16 protein-coding genes are annotated in these 16,825 nt (G+C 54.5%); 11 read left to right on the plus strand and 5 right to left on the minus strand.

Annotated elements, in window-relative coordinates; all coding sequences use genetic code 11:
* Positions 1-12: 12 nt before the first annotated feature.
* Positions 13-1,350, minus strand: coding sequence for a D-serine transporter DsdX (gene dsdX, locus BZK42_RS12445; protein WP_016157809.1), 1,338 nt, complete (start codon positions 1,348-1,350; stop codon positions 13-15).
* 229 nt (positions 1,351-1,579) lie between these two features.
* On the opposite strand from dsdX, the gene dsdC reads away from it, so the two are divergent.
* Positions 1,580-2,506 carry a DNA-binding transcriptional regulator DsdC gene (gene dsdC, locus BZK42_RS12450; protein WP_016155054.1) on the plus strand — a complete coding sequence of 309 codons (927 nt, stop codon included), beginning with the start codon at positions 1,580-1,582 and terminating at the stop codon, positions 2,504-2,506.
* 78 nt (positions 2,507-2,584) lie between these two features.
* Positions 2,585-3,667 (plus strand): cellulase family glycosylhydrolase, encoded by a 1,083-nt coding sequence (locus tag BZK42_RS12455; RefSeq protein ID WP_080859251.1) that lies wholly within the window; start codon positions 2,585-2,587, stop codon positions 3,665-3,667.
* Here the strand turns inward: BZK42_RS12455 and emrD are convergent.
* From emrD to tisB, 3 genes are all read right to left on the minus strand, one after another.
* Positions 3,594-4,778, minus strand: a complete 1,185-nt coding sequence (gene emrD, locus BZK42_RS12460; RefSeq protein WP_075848952.1) for a multidrug efflux MFS transporter EmrD — start codon at positions 4,776-4,778, stop codon at positions 3,594-3,596. The two genes, BZK42_RS12455 and emrD, sit on opposite strands and share 74 nt — an antisense overlap.
* Before the next feature lie 193 nt (positions 4,779-4,971).
* Positions 4,972-5,805, minus strand: a complete 834-nt coding sequence (locus BZK42_RS12465) for a DMT family transporter (RefSeq protein ID WP_049042671.1) — start codon at positions 5,803-5,805, stop codon at positions 4,972-4,974.
* A gap of 123 nt (positions 5,806-5,928) precedes the next feature.
* The gene (gene tisB, locus BZK42_RS12470) at positions 5,929-6,018 is read right to left on the minus strand and encodes a type I toxin-antitoxin system toxin TisB (protein WP_003023909.1); all 90 of its coding nucleotides are present in this window, start codon (positions 6,016-6,018) and stop codon (positions 5,929-5,931) included.
* 522 nt (positions 6,019-6,540) lie between these two features.
* Here tisB and ivbL point away from each other — a divergent pair.
* The 3 genes from ivbL to ilvN all read left to right on the plus strand — a co-directional run bounded on the left by ivbL (position 6,541) and on the right by ilvN (position 8,729).
* Positions 6,541-6,639, plus strand: a complete 99-nt coding sequence (gene ivbL, locus BZK42_RS12475; RefSeq protein WP_003827118.1) for an ilvB operon leader peptide IvbL — start codon at positions 6,541-6,543, stop codon at positions 6,637-6,639.
* Positions 6,640-6,746: 107 nt separating this feature from the next.
* Positions 6,747-8,435, plus strand: coding sequence for an acetolactate synthase large subunit (gene ilvB / locus BZK42_RS12480; RefSeq protein ID WP_080859252.1), 1,689 nt, complete (start codon positions 6,747-6,749; stop codon positions 8,433-8,435).
* Positions 8,436-8,438: 3 nt separating this feature from the next.
* Entirely contained in the window at positions 8,439-8,729 is a 291-nt protein-coding gene (gene ilvN, locus BZK42_RS12485; RefSeq protein WP_003023914.1) for an acetolactate synthase small subunit, read from the plus strand.
* Between the two features lies 1 nt (position 8,730).
* Here the strand turns inward: ilvN and BZK42_RS12490 are convergent, their stop codons facing one another.
* The gene (locus BZK42_RS12490) at positions 8,731-9,516 is read right to left on the minus strand and encodes a DeoR family transcriptional regulator (RefSeq protein ID WP_016157805.1); all 786 of its coding nucleotides are present in this window, start codon (positions 9,514-9,516) and stop codon (positions 8,731-8,733) included.
* A gap of 325 nt (positions 9,517-9,841) precedes the next feature.
* Here BZK42_RS12490 and rbsK point away from each other — a divergent pair, with 325 nt between their 5' ends.
* The 6 genes from rbsK to uhpC all read left to right on the plus strand — a co-directional run bounded on the left by rbsK (position 9,842) and on the right by uhpC (position 16,757).
* Positions 9,842-10,762 (plus strand): ribokinase, encoded by a 921-nt coding sequence (gene rbsK, locus BZK42_RS12495; protein ID WP_003827124.1) that lies wholly within the window; start codon positions 9,842-9,844, stop codon positions 10,760-10,762.
* Between the two features lie 27 nt (positions 10,763-10,789).
* Positions 10,790-12,106, plus strand: a complete 1,317-nt coding sequence (fucP, locus tag BZK42_RS12500) for an L-fucose:H+ symporter permease (protein ID WP_003023919.1) — start codon at positions 10,790-10,792, stop codon at positions 12,104-12,106.
* 11 nt (positions 12,107-12,117) lie between these two features.
* Positions 12,118-13,131: an aldose 1-epimerase family protein gene (locus tag BZK42_RS12505; RefSeq protein ID WP_019078019.1), complete on the plus strand. Its 1,014-nt coding sequence runs from the start codon at positions 12,118-12,120 to the stop codon at positions 13,129-13,131.
* 195 nt (positions 13,132-13,326) lie between these two features.
* Complete coding sequence (gene uhpA, locus BZK42_RS12510; RefSeq protein WP_016157803.1) at positions 13,327-13,920, plus strand: response regulator transcription factor UhpA; 594 nt, start codon at positions 13,327-13,329, stop codon at positions 13,918-13,920.
* Positions 13,917-15,419, plus strand: a complete 1,503-nt coding sequence (gene uhpB / locus BZK42_RS12515; protein WP_016157802.1) for a signal transduction histidine-protein kinase/phosphatase UhpB — start codon at positions 13,917-13,919, stop codon at positions 15,417-15,419. The genes uhpA and uhpB overlap by 4 nt, the downstream gene beginning before the upstream one ends.
* A 9-nt stretch (positions 15,420-15,428) precedes the next feature.
* Positions 15,429-16,757, plus strand: a complete 1,329-nt coding sequence (uhpC, locus tag BZK42_RS12520) for an MFS transporter (protein WP_046276191.1) — start codon at positions 15,429-15,431, stop codon at positions 16,755-16,757.
* The last annotated feature ends 68 nt before the right edge of the window (positions 16,758-16,825 follow it).

The following is a 16,825-nucleotide window of genomic DNA, read 5'->3' on the forward strand; positions in this document are numbered from 1 at the left end:
GTCTCTTTGCGCTTAGATAATAAAGGAAAGCAGGAATGTGCAAACCAGTGCAATAACGGACGCGATAAATGTCGCGGTCGTATAATATTTGAACGTCTCATTTAGGGTGGCGCCGCAATATTGCTTCACCAGCCAGAAGAGGGAATCGGTGACGATCGTGCAGCCAATCGCGCCAGAACCGATGGCAATGGCGATGATCTCCGGGCTAACGTTGGGGTAGAGCGGCAGCATCGGGGCCACGATTGCCGTCGCGCCCATCATCGCCACCGTGGCAGAGCCCACCGCAGCATGCAGGATTAACGCCACCAGCCAAGCCAGCAGAATCGGGTGCATATGCATGTTCGAGAGGATCAGCGCGAGAGTATCCGCCAGTCCGCTGCTCTTGAGGATAGCGTTGAATGCGCCGCCTGCGCCGATAATCAGCAAAATGTTAGCAATGGAGCCAAAACCGTTTTCGGTGTGGGTCAGCAGCGCCCCCATGCCAATGTGCTGACGCAGGCCGAGAATGTAATAGGCCACGAAAACGGCAATAAACATCGCGGTGATCGGGTTACCAATAAACTCCAACAGCGTATAAACCGTGCTGCCTTTCGCCATGTTCAGCTCAGCGACGGTTTTTACCAGCATCAGGCCAATCGGCAGCAGTACGGTAAACAGCGTAGCGCCCAGCGATGGCAGCGTACTTTCGTCGCGCACCTTGAGGTCGGAAAACTCAGCCGGAACCGGTTTAAACGGCAGACGGTTACCGAGGAATTTCAGATACAGCGGACCGCCGATCAGCGAGGCCATTAAGCCCACCAGTAAGCCGTAGACAATCACGGTGCCAATGTCCGCGCCCAGCTTGTTCGCCACGAACAGGGCGGCTGGATGCGGCGGCACGACGCAGTGTACCGCCATCAGCGCTGTACATAACGGAATCGCCAGCTTCAGTAGCGAGGTATTGGTTTTTTTGGCAATTGAAAAGGCCAGAGGAATCAACAGCACTACGCCGACTTCAACAAACAGTGTGATCCCGCAAATCAGCCCGACCAGTACCATAATGACGTCAGCGGAAAGCCAGCGACAGCGCTGTAGCGTCAGGCCGATACGTTCGGCCGCGCCGGACACTTCCATCATTTTGCCAAGAATGGTCCCAAGGCCGATAACCGCGGCGAGGAAGCCCAGCGTACCGCCGATGCCACTCTCAATGGCATTGACCATATCCAGCGGCCCCATACCCATCATCGTACCCACGAAGAAGCTGGCTAACAGCAGCGCCAGAAACGGGTGGAATTTGAACTTCACGATGGTCAAAACGATTAACACGATGCTTATCAGCAGCGTGCTCACAACCCAGATTTGAGAGTGCATAACTCACCTTGCCCTGTGATTAATATAGGGTTATTGGACAAAAATAAGGCATAGTCTGACAAACGATATAAATCCCCTTTCACATGAGCCAGATTGCATCAAGTAGGTGATTTACGTCTAATTACGCTTTGTTTATGCGATATGGTTCACCTTGATTCATCTTTGTGCTGATTTTTGCAGCGAACTTTTTTACACTCCGGCGAATGAATCAGGAGGACAGGAGGTGAACATGGATCCCTTACGCGAGGTCAGAAATCGGCTGCTCAACGGCTGGCAGTTGTCAAAGCTGTATACCTTTGAAGTGGCGGCCCGACATCAGTCGTTTGCGCTGGCGGCAGATGAGCTGTCATTAAGCCCCAGCGCTGTCAGCCATCGCATTAATCAGCTGGAAGATGAGCTGGGTATTCAGCTGTTTGTTCGTTCGCATCGTAAAGTGGAACTCACCCACGAGGGCAAGCGCGTGTTCTGGGCGCTGAAATCATCGCTGGATACGCTGAATCAGGAAATCCTTGATATTAAAAATCAGGAGTTGTCCGGGACCCTCACCGTCTACTCACGGCCTTCTATCGCTCAGTGCTGGCTGGTTCCGGCGCTCGGCGACTTTACCCGTCGCTATCCGTCGATTTCGCTGACCATGCTGACCGGGAACGACAACGTCAATCTGCAGCGTGCCGGGGTCGATCTGGCCATCTATTTTGACGACGCGCCCTCCGCGCAGCTCACGCACCACTTCCTGATGGATGAAGAGATCCTGCCGGTATGCAGCCCGGACTACGCTCGCCGCCATGACCTTACCGGTTCGCTGGTGAATTTACCGCACTGTACGTTGCTGCATGACAGACAGGCGTGGAGTAACGACTCCGGGACCGATGAATGGCACAGTTGGGCGCAGCATTTTTCGGTGAATCTGCCGACATCGTCGGGAATTGGTTTCGATCGTTCTGATTTGGCGGTGATTGCGGCGATGAATCATATCGGCGTGGCGATGGGCCGAAAGCGGCTGGTGCAAAAACGCCTCGACAGCGGAGAGCTGGTTGCGCCTTTTGGCGATATGGCACTGAAATGCCATCAGCACTACTACATCACTACCCTTCCTGGCAGACAGTGGCCGAAAATCGAGGCGTTTATTCGCTGGCTTCAGGAACAGGTTAAATAAGCGGGCCGCGAATATTTTTTACGCTTTCTCGCTACACGCAAAGTGAAAAAGCATGCTAAATACGTGATATCACTCCTGATGATTTGCGTAAGGACGACCGTGTTAAAGCCGATAGTTTTCCTTTTACTGTTAGCCAGCGCCACCGTGTGTGCCGCGCAACCTGTGCTGACCGCGGCGCAGTATGCGCAGCAGCTTGGCGTTGGGATGGACGTAGACTGGGCGCGCACCGATCGGGGTATTCGTGAATTCGATCCGCTGGTGGTGCGGGATTACAAGGCGAAAGGGTTAACCCACGTGCGCATTCGCGTAGCGGGAGAGCCTACGGAGGCGCGGCTTATACATCTGCGCAAGCTGGTGGAAGCCTGCGAGCAGTATGGCGTGATCCCGATAATTGCCTATCAGGCTGACGAATATAAAAAAGATCCCAGTACCGGTAACGAAAAAGAGGTGGTTAACTGGTGGGTGGCGGTGGCGCATTACTTTGGTCAAAGCTCGCCGTTGCTGGGTTTCGACCTGATATACGAACCCTCTGATAAGCTCAACCATAATCAGGTATCGCTCAATCGGGTGTATGACAAAACCATTCGTACTGTCCATGCCATCGACCCGCAGCGGATGATTTTTATCGCGCCGCGACTACGCGCCGCGCCGGAAGATTTGCCTGACCTGAAACTGCCGCCGCAAAGTCAGAATACCGTGCTGGCTCAATGGCATATTTTTCCGTGGGGGCCGCTGAAAAATAACGGTAAATATCCGTGGACCTCAGGCACAGCGGCAGAAAAGGCCGCTATTCGCGCTCGTATCAATACCGCCATTCATTGGCAGCAGAAAACGGGTCATGTCAGTTGGGTGGGAGGGTGGTCGCCAGGAGAAACCATCAGGAACGCGCCTTCTGCCTCGCAAATGGCGTTTGCCCGCTTTATGGCGTGCGAACTGAAAAAAGCGAAAATTCCCTATGCTATCAATGCGGATACGCAGTTTTATGATGGCGAGGAAGGCGCCTGGCGTCCGGCGCTGGAGCCGTTACTGACGACGATGATCGCGCCTGAATGCGAAAAGCCCGGCGATAAGCCGGGCCATCATACGCTTAAACCGCCTGCCCCTGATGCGACACGCGTGACGCCAGCGGAAGCCAGCAAACAAAAATCAACAGTCCCATAAGGGTCATCAGCAGGCCCAAACTGGCTTGCCCGGTCTGCGGCAGCATTGCAGAGAACCACGCCAGCACTCCGGAACCAATATTCTGTAATCCCCCAACCAGCGCACCGGCAGTGCCTGCCAGGAATGGGAAAGGCTCCATTGCGCCACTGGTTGCCAGCGGAAACAGCATCCCGGCACCGAAGAAAAATAGTGCGGCGGGAACCAGCAGCGTCCAGACGTTCATCACGTCAAACAGGCCCGGGATCCACATCATTAAACCGGCTACCAGACAGCAGATAACCGACTGCCACATCAGCGTCGAGAAACGCTTATTCGGGCGACCGGCGAACCAGGCGCCGAAAAATGCCGCCGGGATGGGCAGAATAAACAGGATACTGACCACCATGCTGCTTAAACCGAGCCTTGCGCCCAACAATACCCCGGAGCAGGCCTCGAAGACCGCAACGCCCGCCAGGCCGCCGATCAGCATCAGCACGTAACAGGTGAAAGAACTGTTACCAAACAGCGTTTTATAGCTGGCGATAAGGCGTGGACGCGGTGCGCCCGCAGGACGCGTTTCCGGCATCCAGCGCGCCATGCTAAACGTGACGCCCGCGCACAGAACCAGCAGGAAAATGTAACAGGCGCGCCAGTTCCACAGGGTATCCAGCATGCCGCCAATCAGCGGGGCCAGCAGCGGACTCACCAGAATCCCCATGTTTAACAAACTATTCGCGTGGCGCAGCTGCGTGCCTTCGTACAGATCGCGCGGTAAGGTTCGCGCCATTACACCGCCGACGCCTGTGCCCATGCCCTGGATTGCACTGGCGATAATCAGTACCGTCAGGCTGTGAGTGGTAATCGCGACCAGCGTGGCCAGCATAAAAATAGACATTCCGGCGAGGATCACCGGACGGCGGCCAACGCGATCGGAAAGTGGGCCGTAAAACAGTTGTGACAGGCCGTAGGTCAGCAGGTAGGCGGCCATTACGCTTTGCACCGCTCCTTCGCGAACGTTCAGTTCACGCGCCATATCAGCAATCGCGGGGATATAAATGGTTTGCGCCATCTGACCTACCGCCACCAGTAATACCAACATCAACAACAAATTGACGCTTCTATGCCTTTTCATTTCGCTGATTACTTTTAAAAAAGAGAAAAAATAAGAATAAGGTGCTGTACTTTCCCATAAATGCGCGTGGAATCTACCACAACAGAAAAAGAAGGCCAGATAGTGGGCTGGAATGTTTACGCGATGAACGGCAGGAAATGTAAACAAAAAGCGGCAACAAATGTTGCCGGATTGCATCGGCTTTACGGCGCGATCATGACAAGCGAAGTAAGACAGCGCCTACGGCAATACCGGCGGCCGCGACAAGGCGTATTCCGGCAACCTTTTCTTTCAGCAGCAGCCAGGCGAGCAGAGCGCCAAACAGAATGGAGGTTTCACGCAGCGCTGCGACCACCGCCAACGGAGCCTGGGTCATGGCCCACAGCGCCAGACCGTAAGAACCCATCGTGCCAATCCCGCCCAGAATACCTTTCTTCCACTGCTGTACCAGATAGCGTGACGCTTCCCGGCGCCGGGCGATCATCGCCCAGCCCAGCAGACAGGAACCGTTCAGAAAGAAGGTCCACAGCGTATAACCGAGCGCGGTTTCTGATAAGCGTACGCCGGTGCCATCAACCAGCGTGTAGCCGGCGATAAAGCAGGCGTTAATGAGCGCCAGTACGATCCCGCGTTGTGAGCTGCTGCGTCCGTTAAATGCCATGCCGAGAATGGCCAGACAGATCGTAGCAATCCCCACCCAGGCAAACACAGACAGGCTATCGCCAAGGAACAAGACGCTGATAATCGCAACCAGCAGCGGTGCTGTCCCACGCATCAGAGGATAGGTCTGACTCATATCCGAAACCTGATAGGTTTTGGCGACCAGGACCGTATACACCACTTGCAACGCGGTTGAGATGGCCAAAAACGGCAGGCTGGCGGTGGAAGGCTGAGGCGCGAAGGGTAAGCAGATCAGTGCCATAATCGCCGCGGAGCCGCTGACGCCAATCGCCGAGTACAGTTTATCGTTTCCAGCTTTAACAATGGCATTCCAACTGGCGTGCAGCAGTGCGGCGAACAGCAAAATGCAGAAAACAGAAAGCGTCATGGTGGCGTTCTTCCCTGAGAATGTCATAAAAACGTAACATATTGGCGCGAGACAAGCACCAGGGAGAAGGTGAAAGGGGAGCGGAGTGTTACCCGCTCCCCTTAGGTGCGACTTGAATCCGAATTACTTAACGTATTTCAGAACGGCATCAAGTAGTTGCAGTGCTGCAACAATGAGTTTGAGGATAAGAATAGCGATATCCACGAGGCTCATACGCTCTCCTTTTGGTACAAGGAGCACGGTGCTGACGTACCTCGCCGCTGCCTGTTGCCAGCACCTTTGTTGACATAACACAGTGTGCTCACACGGGGGTTAAGGCGCTGACGGCACCACCCGTTTCAGCCAGGACTTTGATGCGCCGGTTTACGATGCGGCCCCCGCATAACACATTGCGTACCGAGACATTATAGATATACACTGTATAAATTAACAGTATTTTGTGGACATTGTGCCATTCATGTTCCATACTCAAAACCATCAAAATTCGTGCCGAAATTGCGTGTTCTTCGCAGAACGCGTATACTTTTTCCGTTGACATAACACAGTGTGTTCGGCGGCTACCAACCGCACAGCGCTGAAAAAAACCTCGCTCCGGCGGGGTTTTTTGTTTTCCGACTCTGCACAGCGAAATGTGATCGTTGACGCATTTTTATGCAGATGAAAATTTTTCCATTGTCACGCTGAAAAACCTGTGTTTGTATAAATCCAGTTAATCAACAAACAGACAGGTCCCTAATGAACCCTTCCATGCTGACTGCGACCCTACTAAAAACTGCGCCATCTCGCGCAGCGGTCGTCGTGCGTGTGGTGGTGGTCGTCGGCAATGCGCCGTAGGGTCCGGATCAACACACGATTCCAAAACCCCGCCGGCGCAAACCGGGCGGGGTTTTTCGTTTAAGAGACCTGCCCGAAGCAAAGGCCCAGAATAAAAGGACTGGAGCATGGCAAGTTCGGGCATAACATCCAAGCGTACGCGTTTTACGGGCGCAGAATTCATCGTTCATTTCATGGAACGCCAGGGGATTCAGGTGGTCACCGGTATTCCTGGCGGATCGATTCTTCCCGTCTATGACGCCTTGAGCCAAAGCACGCAAATCCGTCATATCCTGGCGCGCCACGAGCAGGGCGCGGGGTTTATCGCGCAGGGGATGGCGAGAACCGATGGTAAACCCGCCGTCTGTATGGCCTGCAGCGGACCGGGCGCGACCAACCTGGTGACCGCCATTGCCGACGCGCGGCTGGATTCTATCCCGCTGGTGTGTATCACCGGGCAGGTTCCGGCCTCAATGATCGGGACTGACGCCTTCCAGGAAGTCGATACCTACGGCATCTCTATCCCCATCACCAAGCACAACTATCTGGTCCGCCATATCAGTGAATTACCGCAGGTCATGAGCGATGCGTTCCGCATTGCGCAGTCCGGCCGTCCGGGCCCGGTGTGGATAGACATTCCTAAGGATATTCAAACCGCCGTTTTTGAGATTGAAGAGATGCCGGAGCCCGCGCAGAAAATGGCGGCACCGGCGTTCAGCCAGGACAGCATTCGCGATGCCGCAGCCATGATTAACGCCGCACAGCGTCCGGTGCTGTATCTCGGCGGCGGCGTGATTAACGCGCCTGAGCGGGTTCGTGAACTGGCAGAAAAAGCCATGCTGCCCACCACCATGACCTTAATGGCGCTCGGTATGTTGCCGAAAGCGCATCCGCTGTCGTTAGGCATGTTAGGTATGCACGGCGCGCGCAGCACTAACTTTATTCTGCAAGAAGCGGACTTATTGATTGTTCTGGGCGCACGTTTTGATGACCGGGCTATTGGTAAAACCGAGCAGTTCTGTCCGAACGCCAAAATCATCCATGTGGATATCGACCGCGCGGAGCTGGGTAAAATCAAACAGCCACATGTGGCGATTCAGGCGGATGTCGATGAGGTTTTGGCGCAACTGATCCCATTAATTGACGCGCAGCCGCGAGAGTTGTGGCATCAAATGGTGGCCGATTTACAACGCGAATTCCCCTGCAGCATTCCGCAGGAAAGCGACCCGCTCAGCCACTATGGGCTGATCAACGCCGTAGCGGCCTGCGTGGATGACAATGCCATTATCACCACCGACGTAGGTCAGCATCAGATGTGGGCCGCACAGGCTTACCCGCTGAACCGTCCGCGTCAGTGGCTGACCTCCGGCGGTCTGGGAACCATGGGCTTTGGCCTGCCGGCGGCAATTGGCGCAGCGCTGGTCAACCCGGACAAAAAGGTGCTGTGCTTCTCCGGCGACGGTAGCCTGATGATGAATATTCAGGAAATGGCGACGGCCAGCGAAAATCAGCTGGATATTAAAATCATCCTGATGAATAACGAAGCGTTGGGTCTGGTGTATCAGCAGCAGAGTTTGTTCTATAAGCAGGGCGTTTTTGCAGCGACATATCCGGGGATGATTAACTTTATGCAGATAGCCGCCGGGTTTGGCCTCGAAACCTGCGATTTGAATAACGAAGCGGATCCACAGGCAGCGTTGCAGGAGATTATTAATCGCCCTGGACCTGCGCTGATCCACGTGCGCATCGATGCCGAAGAAAAAGTGTACCCGATGGTGCCGCCGGGTGCGGCAAACACAGAAATGGTGGGGGAATAAGCCATGCAACAGCAGACTCATGACAACGTAATCCTGGAACTCACCGTACGCAACCATCCGGGCGTAATGACCCACGTCTGCGGGCTGTTTGCCCGCCGCGCGTTCAACGTGGAAGGCATTCTCTGTCTACCGATTCAGGACAGCGACAAGAGCCGCATCTGGCTACTGGTCAATGACGATCAGCGTCTTGAGCAGATGATAAGCCAGATCGACAAGCTGGAAGATGTGGTGAAAGTGGCCCGCAACCAGTCCGACCCGTCGATGTTTAACAAAATCACGGTTTTCTTTGAGTGAGTTAGTCGCCGTCTGAATCCGGGGTGATGACTTTGACAGAGCCGTTCCGGCAGTGGGTTGCGTAATCTGCCGGCAACGGGCGATCGCTTATCAGTACGTCAAAAGTGGAAAGCGGGCCAATGCTGGCGGGAGCAACCTCATCAAACAGGGCGTGGCGCGTCAGCAGAATTTTGCGCAATCCGCGTTCCATCGCTTTGCGTTTGGTGGCCAGATCGTCCGGATTGAACCAGCTAACGCCGAAATGCTCATGGACTCCGCTGGCAGAGATAAACACTTTTCGTGGGTTGAGCGCATCCAGCGGAGAGGGATTGCTGGTGTCGTAAAAGGCATCACTTTTCGCCCGATAGGTGCCCCCGCAAAGAATCACCGTGGCGTTGGGTTTTTCATTTAGCGCCACGAATACCCGGTGTGAGTAGCAAATTCCGGTAAAGGTAATATCGTCCGGGATCATGCTGACGACTAATGGCATTTCCGCACCATTATCAAAAAAGACCAGATCGTTTTCACTGACCAGTCCCGCGGCCAGAATGGCAACCGGTAAATCGTCGCGATGATACTGCTTTTGCACGGGGAGCGGAGCGTTAACGAGGGTGGCGGGCTTGTTCACCATCACGATGTAACCACCGAGTAGCGTAAGCGGCAATGGTTCGTCATCCTGGCTGAGATCCCGACGGATGGTCATCACGGAAACCTCCAGCATGCGCGCCGCCTCTTTCAGATGGATTCTGTCGGTCTTCTTCAACAATTCCATCAGACGTCGAATACGTTCTTTTTGCTTGGTTTCCATGCACACTCTCCACGAATCATGTTTTCATGTTCCTTCAGTAACATTTATGTGTTTCTGGGAACATGATATTGCTGCATTACTATACGTCTGACCATTGGGAAATAAAAGCGTGTTTTTACACGTTTTATTGATTATAAGCAGCGAGTTTTCAGTCAATTGTAAGCAAGTTAATCATTTTGAGTGTGATAGAGATGCAACATTTAGCATAATAAATAAACAATAAAATGATCCTCCAATCGCGATCCTAGTCACAAATGATACGAAAGTAACATGATAATGTTATTTTAATATCATTGTTGTGTGATTGTTTCTGAGAGGTAGTAAAATGGATATCGCGGTTATTGGCTCCAACATGGTGGATCTCATCACCTACATCAACCAGATGCCCAAAGAAGGGGAAACGCTGGAAGCACCCGCCTTTAAAATTGGTTGTGGCGGTAAAGGGGCAAATCAGGCCGTTGCGGCTGCTAAGCTCAATTCCAAAGTGCTGATGCTGACGAAAGTCGGTGATGATATTTTTGCGGATAACACCATTCGTAATCTCGAATCCTGGGGGATTAATACGACCTATGTCGAAAAGGTACCCTGCACCAGCAGCGGCGTTGCACCGATCTTTGTTAATGCAAACTCCAGCAACAGCATTCTGATTATTAAAGGCGCCAACAAGTTTCTCTCCCCGGAAGATATCGATCGCGCAGCGGAAGATCTGAAAAAGTGTCAACTTATTGTCCTGCAGCTGGAAGTACAGTTGGAAACGGTTTATCACGCGATTGAATTCGGTAAAAAACACGGTATTGAAGTGTTATTAAATCCCGCCCCTGCATTACGGGAATTAGATATGTCTTATGCCTGTAAATGCGATTTCTTCGTGCCAAATGAAACCGAGCTCGAAATATTAACCGGTATGCCGGTGGATACCTATGACCATATTCGCGCCGCGGCACGTTCTTTGGTCGATAAAGGTCTGAACAATATTATCGTCACCATGGGGGAGAAAGGTGCTCTGTGGATGACGCGTGACCAGGAAGTCCATGTCCCGGCGTTTAAAGTGAACGCTGTCGATACCAGTGGCGCAGGTGACGCTTTCATCGGTTGTTTTGCCCACTATTACGTTCAAAGCGGTGATGTCGAAGCCGCCATGAAAAAAGCCGCTCTCTTCGCTGCATTCAGCGTTACCGGGAAAGGCACTCAATCATCTTATCCAAGCATCGAACAATTTAATGAGTTTCTTACCTTAAACGAATAATACTCCTGCATTGTAAAAGGTAGCACTATGAACGATAAAAACATCATTCAGATGCCCGACGGCTATCTGAATAAGACGCCTCTGTTCCAGTTTATTTTGTTATCCTGTTTATTCCCTTTATGGGGATGCGCAGCCGCATTAAATGATATTCTGATTACGCAATTCAAAAGCGTATTTTCACTCAGCAACTTTGCTTCGGCATTAGTTCAGAGTGCCTTTTATGGCGGTTATTTTTTAATTGCGATTCCGGCATCTTTGGTGATTAAAAAGACCAGTTATAAAATCGCCATCTTAATGGGACTGACCCTTTATATTGTTGGCTGTACGCTCTTTTTCCCGGCATCGCACATGGCCACCTACACCATGTTCCTCGCGGCAATTTTTGCGATTGCGATTGGCCTGAGCTTCCTGGAAACTGCAGCCAACACCTACAGCTCCATGATTGGCCCAAAAGCGTATGCCACCCTGCGCCTGAACATCAGCCAGACCTTTTACCCCATTGGTGCAGCCGCCGGTATTCTGCTGGGTAAATATCTGGTCTTCTCTGAAGGCGAGAGTCTGGAAAAACAGATGGCTGGGATGAACGCGGAGCAGATCCACAACTTTAAAGTGTTGATGTTGGAAAATACCCTTGAGCCTTACAAGTACATGATTATGGTGCTGGTTGTGGTGATGGTGTTGTTCCTGCTGACCCGCTTCCCGACCTGTAAAGTCGCGCAAACGGCGAGTCATAAACGTCCGTCAGCGATGGATACGCTGCGTTATCTGGCCAGCAATGCCCGTTTCCGCCGTGGGATTGTGGCGCAGTTCCTGTACGTGGGGATGCAGGTCGCGGTGTGGTCATTTACCATCCGTCTGGCGCTGGAATTGGGTGATATCAACGAGCGCGACGCCTCAACCTTCATGGTCTATAGCTTTGCCTGCTTCTTTATCGGCAAGTTTATCGCCAACATCTTGATGACACGCTTCAATCCGGAAAAAGTGCTGATCCTCTACTCCATCATTGGCGCACTGTTTCTGGTCTATGTTGCGCTGGCGCCAAGCTTCAGCGCCGTGTACGTTGCCGTACTGGTGAGCGTCCTGTTTGGACCCTGCTGGGCGACAATCTATGCCGGTACGCTAGATACCGTGGATAACGAACATACTGAAATGGCGGGAGCAGTCATTGTCATGGCGATTGTTGGTGCAGCGGTGGTTCCGGCAATTCAGGGCTATGTGGCCGATATGTTCCACTCGCTACAACTCTCGTTCCTGGTCTCCATGTTGTGCTTCGTGTACGTCGGTATCTACTTCTGGCGTGAAAGCAAAGTGCGCAATAACCTGGCTGAAGCGACTGTTTCCTGAGGAGAGCGATCATGACAACACGTATCACGCTGTGGCGGGAACTCTTTGCAGAGCATCCGCGAATCTTACTGAAGAATAGCGACTTCACGGTTACCGCATTTCGTTACGCCAGCGGTGTGGAAGGGCTGAAGGTAGAAAACAGTCGTGGACATCTGGTTATTCTGCCCTGGATGGGGCAGATGATCTGGGATGCTCAGTTTGACGGGCATGAACTGACCATGCGCAACATGTTCAGTCAGCCAAAACCGGCTGCGGAAGTGGTAGCGACTTACGGCTGCTTTGCTTTCCACTCGGGTATATTGGCTAATGGCTGCCCTTCGCCGGAAGATTCTCACCCGTTGCATGGCGAAATGGCCTGTGCCGCGATGGATGAGGCCTGGCTGGAGCTGGAGGGAGAGAATTTGCGCGTGAGCGGACGCTACGAGTATGTGATGGGGTTCGGTCATCATTATCAGGCGCATCCTGCGGTGGTTATGCGCAAAGCGAGTGCGCTGTTTGATATTCAGATGGCGGTCACCAACCTCGCCTCAGTGGCAATGCCTTTACAGTATATGTGCCATATGAACTATGCCTACGTACCGGAAGCGACCTTCAGCCAGAATATCCCGGATGAAGCCATGAAGTTGCGTGAGTCGGTACCCGCGCATGTTAAGCCTACCGAGCAGTGGCTGGCGTTTAATCAGCGGATCATCCAGGGCGAGACCTCGCTGGGGCGCCTCAACGAGCCCGATTTTTACGATCCGGAAATCGTTTTCTTCGCTGACCAACTGGACCGATACACGGATAAGCCTGAATTTCGCATGATCGCACCTGATGGCACCACGTTCGTGACGCGTTTCTCCAGCGCGGAGCTGAATTATGTCACCCGTTGGATCCTCTATAACGGCGATCAACAGGTGGCAGCCTTCGCCCTACCTGCGACCTGTCGCCCTGAAGGCTTCCTGGCGGCGCAGCGAAAAGGCACGTTGATTCAGCTAGAACCGCAGCACACCCGCACATTTACCGTCACAACTGGCATCGCCTGATCGCTCAAGGCTTAAACAGCAGCGCGTCGGAACACAAAATCCTTCAAGCTGCATAAGGCGGCAAGTCTGCTCACCTCAGAAGCTTACTCAAGTCAGTGACTCGGGTGAGCAGACCAAGCCAACGCAGAGGCTGCTTGAAGGATAAAGTGTATATCGTTAAGGTAAGCACGTTTTTTATCCCCCAGGACAGAACCCATGATCACCGTTGCCCTTATTGACGACCACACTATCGTCCGCTCCGGCTTTGCCCAGTTGCTGGGGCTGGAACCTGATTTGCAGGTTGTGGCTGAGTTCGGCTCAGGCAGTGAGGCGCTGGTGGGATTACCGGGACGTGGCGTGCAGGTATGTATCTGTGATATCTCGATGCCTGATATCTCCGGTCTTGAACTGTTAAGCCAGTTGCCAAAAGGGATGGCGATTATCATGCTCTCCGTCCACGACAGCCCCGCGCTGGTGGAGCAGGCGCTCAACGCGGGCGCGCGTGGTTTCCTTTCTAAACGCTGTAGTCCTGATGAGCTGATCGCGGCGGTGCATACCGTGGCGACCGGCGGCTGCTATTTGACGCCGGATATCGCCGTCAAACTGGCGGCTGGTCGTCAGGATCCGCTGACCAAACGCGAACGTCAGGTGGCGGAGAAACTGGCGCAAGGCATGGCGGTAAAAGAGATTGCCGCCGAACTGGGCCTGTCGCCGAAAACGGTGCACGTGCATCGCGCTAACCTGATGGAAAAACTGGGCGTTAGCAACGATGTCGAACTGGCCCGCCGGATGTTTGACGGCTGGCAATGAACACGCTCTGTTCCCGGTTAATCACCGTTGTTGCCTGCTTCTTTATCTTCTCTGCCGCGTGGTTCTGCTTGTGGAGTATCAGCCTGCACCTGGTTGAGCGCCCGGAGCTGGCGGTACTGCTGTTTCCGTTTGGCCTGCGTCTGGGGCTGATGCTGCAATGTCCACGCGGCTACTGGCCGGTGCTGCTGGGTGCGGAATGGCTGCTTCTTTTCTGGCTGGCGCAGGAAGTGGCGCTGGCTCACTTGCCACTTTTGATGATCGGGAGCTTCCTCACGTTACTCCCGGTGATGCTGATTTCGCGCTACCGCCATCAGCGCGACTGGCGCACGCTGCTGTTGCAGGGCGCGGCGCTGACGGCGGCGGCGTTGCTGCAATCGCTGCCCTGGCTTGGGCAAGGCGAAGAGGCGTGGAATGCCCTACTGCTGACGCTCACCGGTGGATTAACGCTGGCTCCGATCTGTCTGGTTTTCTGGCACTATCTTACCAGCACCACCTGGTTGCCGCTGGGTCCGGCGGTGGTGTCTCAGCCGGTGAACTGGCGCGGGCGGCATCTGGTCTGGTATCTGCTGCTGTTTAGCGTCAGCCTGTGGTTGCAGCTTGGCCTGCCCGATGAACTGTCGCGCTTCACGCCGTTTTGCCTCGCGCTGCCGATCATTGCGCTCGCCTGGCACTACGGCTGGCAGGGGGCACTGATTGCCACGTTAATGAACGCCATTGCGCTGATTGCCAGCCAGACCTGGCACGATCATCCCGTCGACCTGTTGCTCTCCCTGCTGGTGCAAAGCCTGACCGGGCTGCTGCTCGGCGCGGGGATCCAGCGTCTGCGCGAGCTTAACCAGTCGCTGCAAAACGAATTAGCGCGCAACCACCGTCTGGCTGAACGCCTGCTGGAGACCGAAGAGAGCGTGCGCCGGGATGTGGCGCGCGAACTGCACGATGATATCGGTCAGACCATCACCGCCATTCGCACCCAGGCGGGCATTGTCCAGCGGCTGGCACCGGAAAACGCAGGGGTGAAGCGCAGCGGGGCGCATATCGAACAACTTTCTCTTGGCGTGTACGATTCGGTGCGTCGTCTGTTGGGTCGTCTGCGTCCGCGCCAGTTGGATGATCTCACGCTGGAACAAGCGATCCGCTCATTGATGCGTGAAATGGAGCTGGAAAGCCGTGGCATTGTCAGCCACCTTGACTGGCGAATTGACGAATCTGCACTCAGCGAAAGTCAGCGGGTGACGCTGTTTCGCGTCTGTCAGGAAGGGCTGAACAACATCGTTAAGCACGCCAACGCCAGCGCGGTGACGCTTCAGGGCTGGCAGCAGGATGAACGGCTGATGCTGGTGATTGAGGACGACGGCAGCGGCCTGCCGCCGGGGTCGAATCAGCAGGGATTTGGCCTCACCGGGATGCGTGAACGTATTACCGCCCTCGGGGGATCGCTCTCGATTTCCTGTACGCACGGCACGCGGGTCAGCGTGTCGTTACCCCAGCGTTATGTGTAAGGAGCGGTCATGTTTTCGTTTTTAAAATCCCCAGTCAGCGCGCCGCTCATCACCGATAAGCGTGAAGTGGATGCCCTCTACCGCTACTGGCGGCGGCATATTCTGACCACTATCTGGCTCGGCTACGCGCTGTTCTATTTCACACGCAAGAGCTTCAACGCCGCCGTACCGGATATCCTCACCAGCGGCGTGCTGACCCGCAGCGACATTGGTCTGTTGGCGACGCTGTTTTACATCACCTACGGCCTGTCGAAGTTTGTTTCCGGTATCGTCAGTGACCGTTCCAACGCCCGTTATTTTATGGGGTTTGGGCTTATCGCCACCGGCGTGGTGAACATTCTGTTTGGCTTCTCCACCTCGCTCTGGGCTTTTGCGGTGCTCTGGGCGCTGAACGCCTTTTTCCAGGGCTGGGGATCGCCGGTCTGCGCGCGTTTATTGACCGCGTGGTATTCGCGTACCGAACGCGGAGGCTGGTGGGCGCTGTGGAATACTGCGCACAATGTTGGCGGGGCGCTGATCCCTATCGTGATGGCGGCGACGGCGCTGCACTACGGCTGGCGTGCCGGGATGATGATCGCTGGGCTGTTGGCGATTGTGGTGGGGATTTTTCTCTGCTGGCGGCTGCGCGACAGGCCGCAGGCGATTGGTCTGCCGCCGATTGGCGACTGGCGCCATGATGAGCTGGAAATCGCCCAGCAGCAGGAAGGCGCAGGGCTGAGCCGTAAAGAGATCCTCACCCGCTATGTATTGCTGAATCCCTATATCTGGCTGCTGTCGCTGTGTTACGTGCTGGTGTACGTCGTCCGCGCTGCCATCAACGACTGGGGCAATCTGTATATGTCGGAGACGCTCGGCGTGGATCTGGTGACCGCCAATACCGCTGTGACCATGTTCGAATTGGGCGGATTCATCGGCGCGCTGGTCGCAGGCTGGGGCTCGGACAAACTGTTTAACGGCAACCGCGGTCCAATGAACCTGATTTTCGCTGCCGGAATTTTGCTCTCCGTGGGCTCGTTGTGGCTGATGCCGTTCGCCAGTTACGTGATGCAGGCGGCGTGCTTCTTCACCACCGGATTCTTCGTCTTCGGCCCGCAAATGCTGATCGGCATGGCGGCGGCGGAGTGCTCGCACAAAGAGGCAGCGGGCGCGGCAACCGGATTTGTCGGGCTGTTTGCCTATCTGGGGGCATCGCTTTCCGGCTGGCCGCTGGCGAAGGTGATGGAGGTCTGGCACTGGACCGGATTCTTTGTGGTGATCGCCATTGCGGCGGGGATTTCCGCGCTGCTGCTGCTGCCGTTTTTGAACGCCCAGGCTCCACGCGAACTCAACGAAGCGTGATGCACCTCACCTTTTTGCCCCGAGTAGGGTAAAACTAAGAAATTTTCCCGGTTTCACCTGGACGCTGT

Origin of the sequence: Citrobacter braakii (genome assembly GCF_002075345.1) — a bacterium.
Classification (GTDB): domain Bacteria; phylum Pseudomonadota; class Gammaproteobacteria; order Enterobacterales; family Enterobacteriaceae; genus Citrobacter; species Citrobacter braakii.

Bases quoted from the DNA above. Each gene is read 5' to 3' on its own strand.
- uhpA (WP_016157803.1), top strand. From the start codon at position 13,327: ATGATCACCGTTGCCCTTATTGACGACCACACTATCGTCCGCTCCGGC.
- uhpB (WP_016157802.1), top strand. From the start codon at position 13,917: ATGAACACGCTCTGTTCCCGGTTAATCACCGTTGTTGCCTGCTTCTTT.
- tisB (WP_003023909.1), bottom strand. From the start codon at position 6,018: ATGAGCCTCGTGGATATCGCTATTCTTATCCTCAAACTCATTGTTGCA.
- BZK42_RS12455 (WP_080859251.1), top strand. From the start codon at position 2,585: ATGATTTGCGTAAGGACGACCGTGTTAAAGCCGATAGTTTTCCTTTTA.
- BZK42_RS12465 (WP_049042671.1), bottom strand. From the start codon at position 5,805: ATGACGCTTTCTGTTTTCTGCATTTTGCTGTTCGCCGCACTGCTGCAC.
- ilvB (WP_080859252.1), top strand. From the start codon at position 6,747: ATGGCAAGTTCGGGCATAACATCCAAGCGTACGCGTTTTACGGGCGCA.
- BZK42_RS12505 (WP_019078019.1), top strand. From the start codon at position 12,118: ATGACAACACGTATCACGCTGTGGCGGGAACTCTTTGCAGAGCATCCG.
- dsdX (WP_016157809.1), bottom strand. From the start codon at position 1,350: ATGCACTCTCAAATCTGGGTTGTGAGCACGCTGCTGATAAGCATCGTG.
- fucP (WP_003023919.1), top strand. From the start codon at position 10,790: ATGAACGATAAAAACATCATTCAGATGCCCGACGGCTATCTGAATAAG.
- BZK42_RS12490 (WP_016157805.1), bottom strand. From the start codon at position 9,516: ATGGAAACCAAGCAAAAAGAACGTATTCGACGTCTGATGGAATTGTTG.
- ivbL (WP_003827118.1), top strand. From the start codon at position 6,541: ATGAACCCTTCCATGCTGACTGCGACCCTACTAAAAACTGCGCCATCT.
- dsdC (WP_016155054.1), top strand. From the start codon at position 1,580: ATGGATCCCTTACGCGAGGTCAGAAATCGGCTGCTCAACGGCTGGCAG.
- emrD (WP_075848952.1), bottom strand. From the start codon at position 4,778: ATGAAAAGGCATAGAAGCGTCAATTTGTTGTTGATGTTGGTATTACTG.
- rbsK (WP_003827124.1), top strand. From the start codon at position 9,842: ATGGATATCGCGGTTATTGGCTCCAACATGGTGGATCTCATCACCTAC.
- uhpC (WP_046276191.1), top strand. From the start codon at position 15,429: ATGTTTTCGTTTTTAAAATCCCCAGTCAGCGCGCCGCTCATCACCGAT.
- ilvN (WP_003023914.1), top strand. From the start codon at position 8,439: ATGCAACAGCAGACTCATGACAACGTAATCCTGGAACTCACCGTACGC.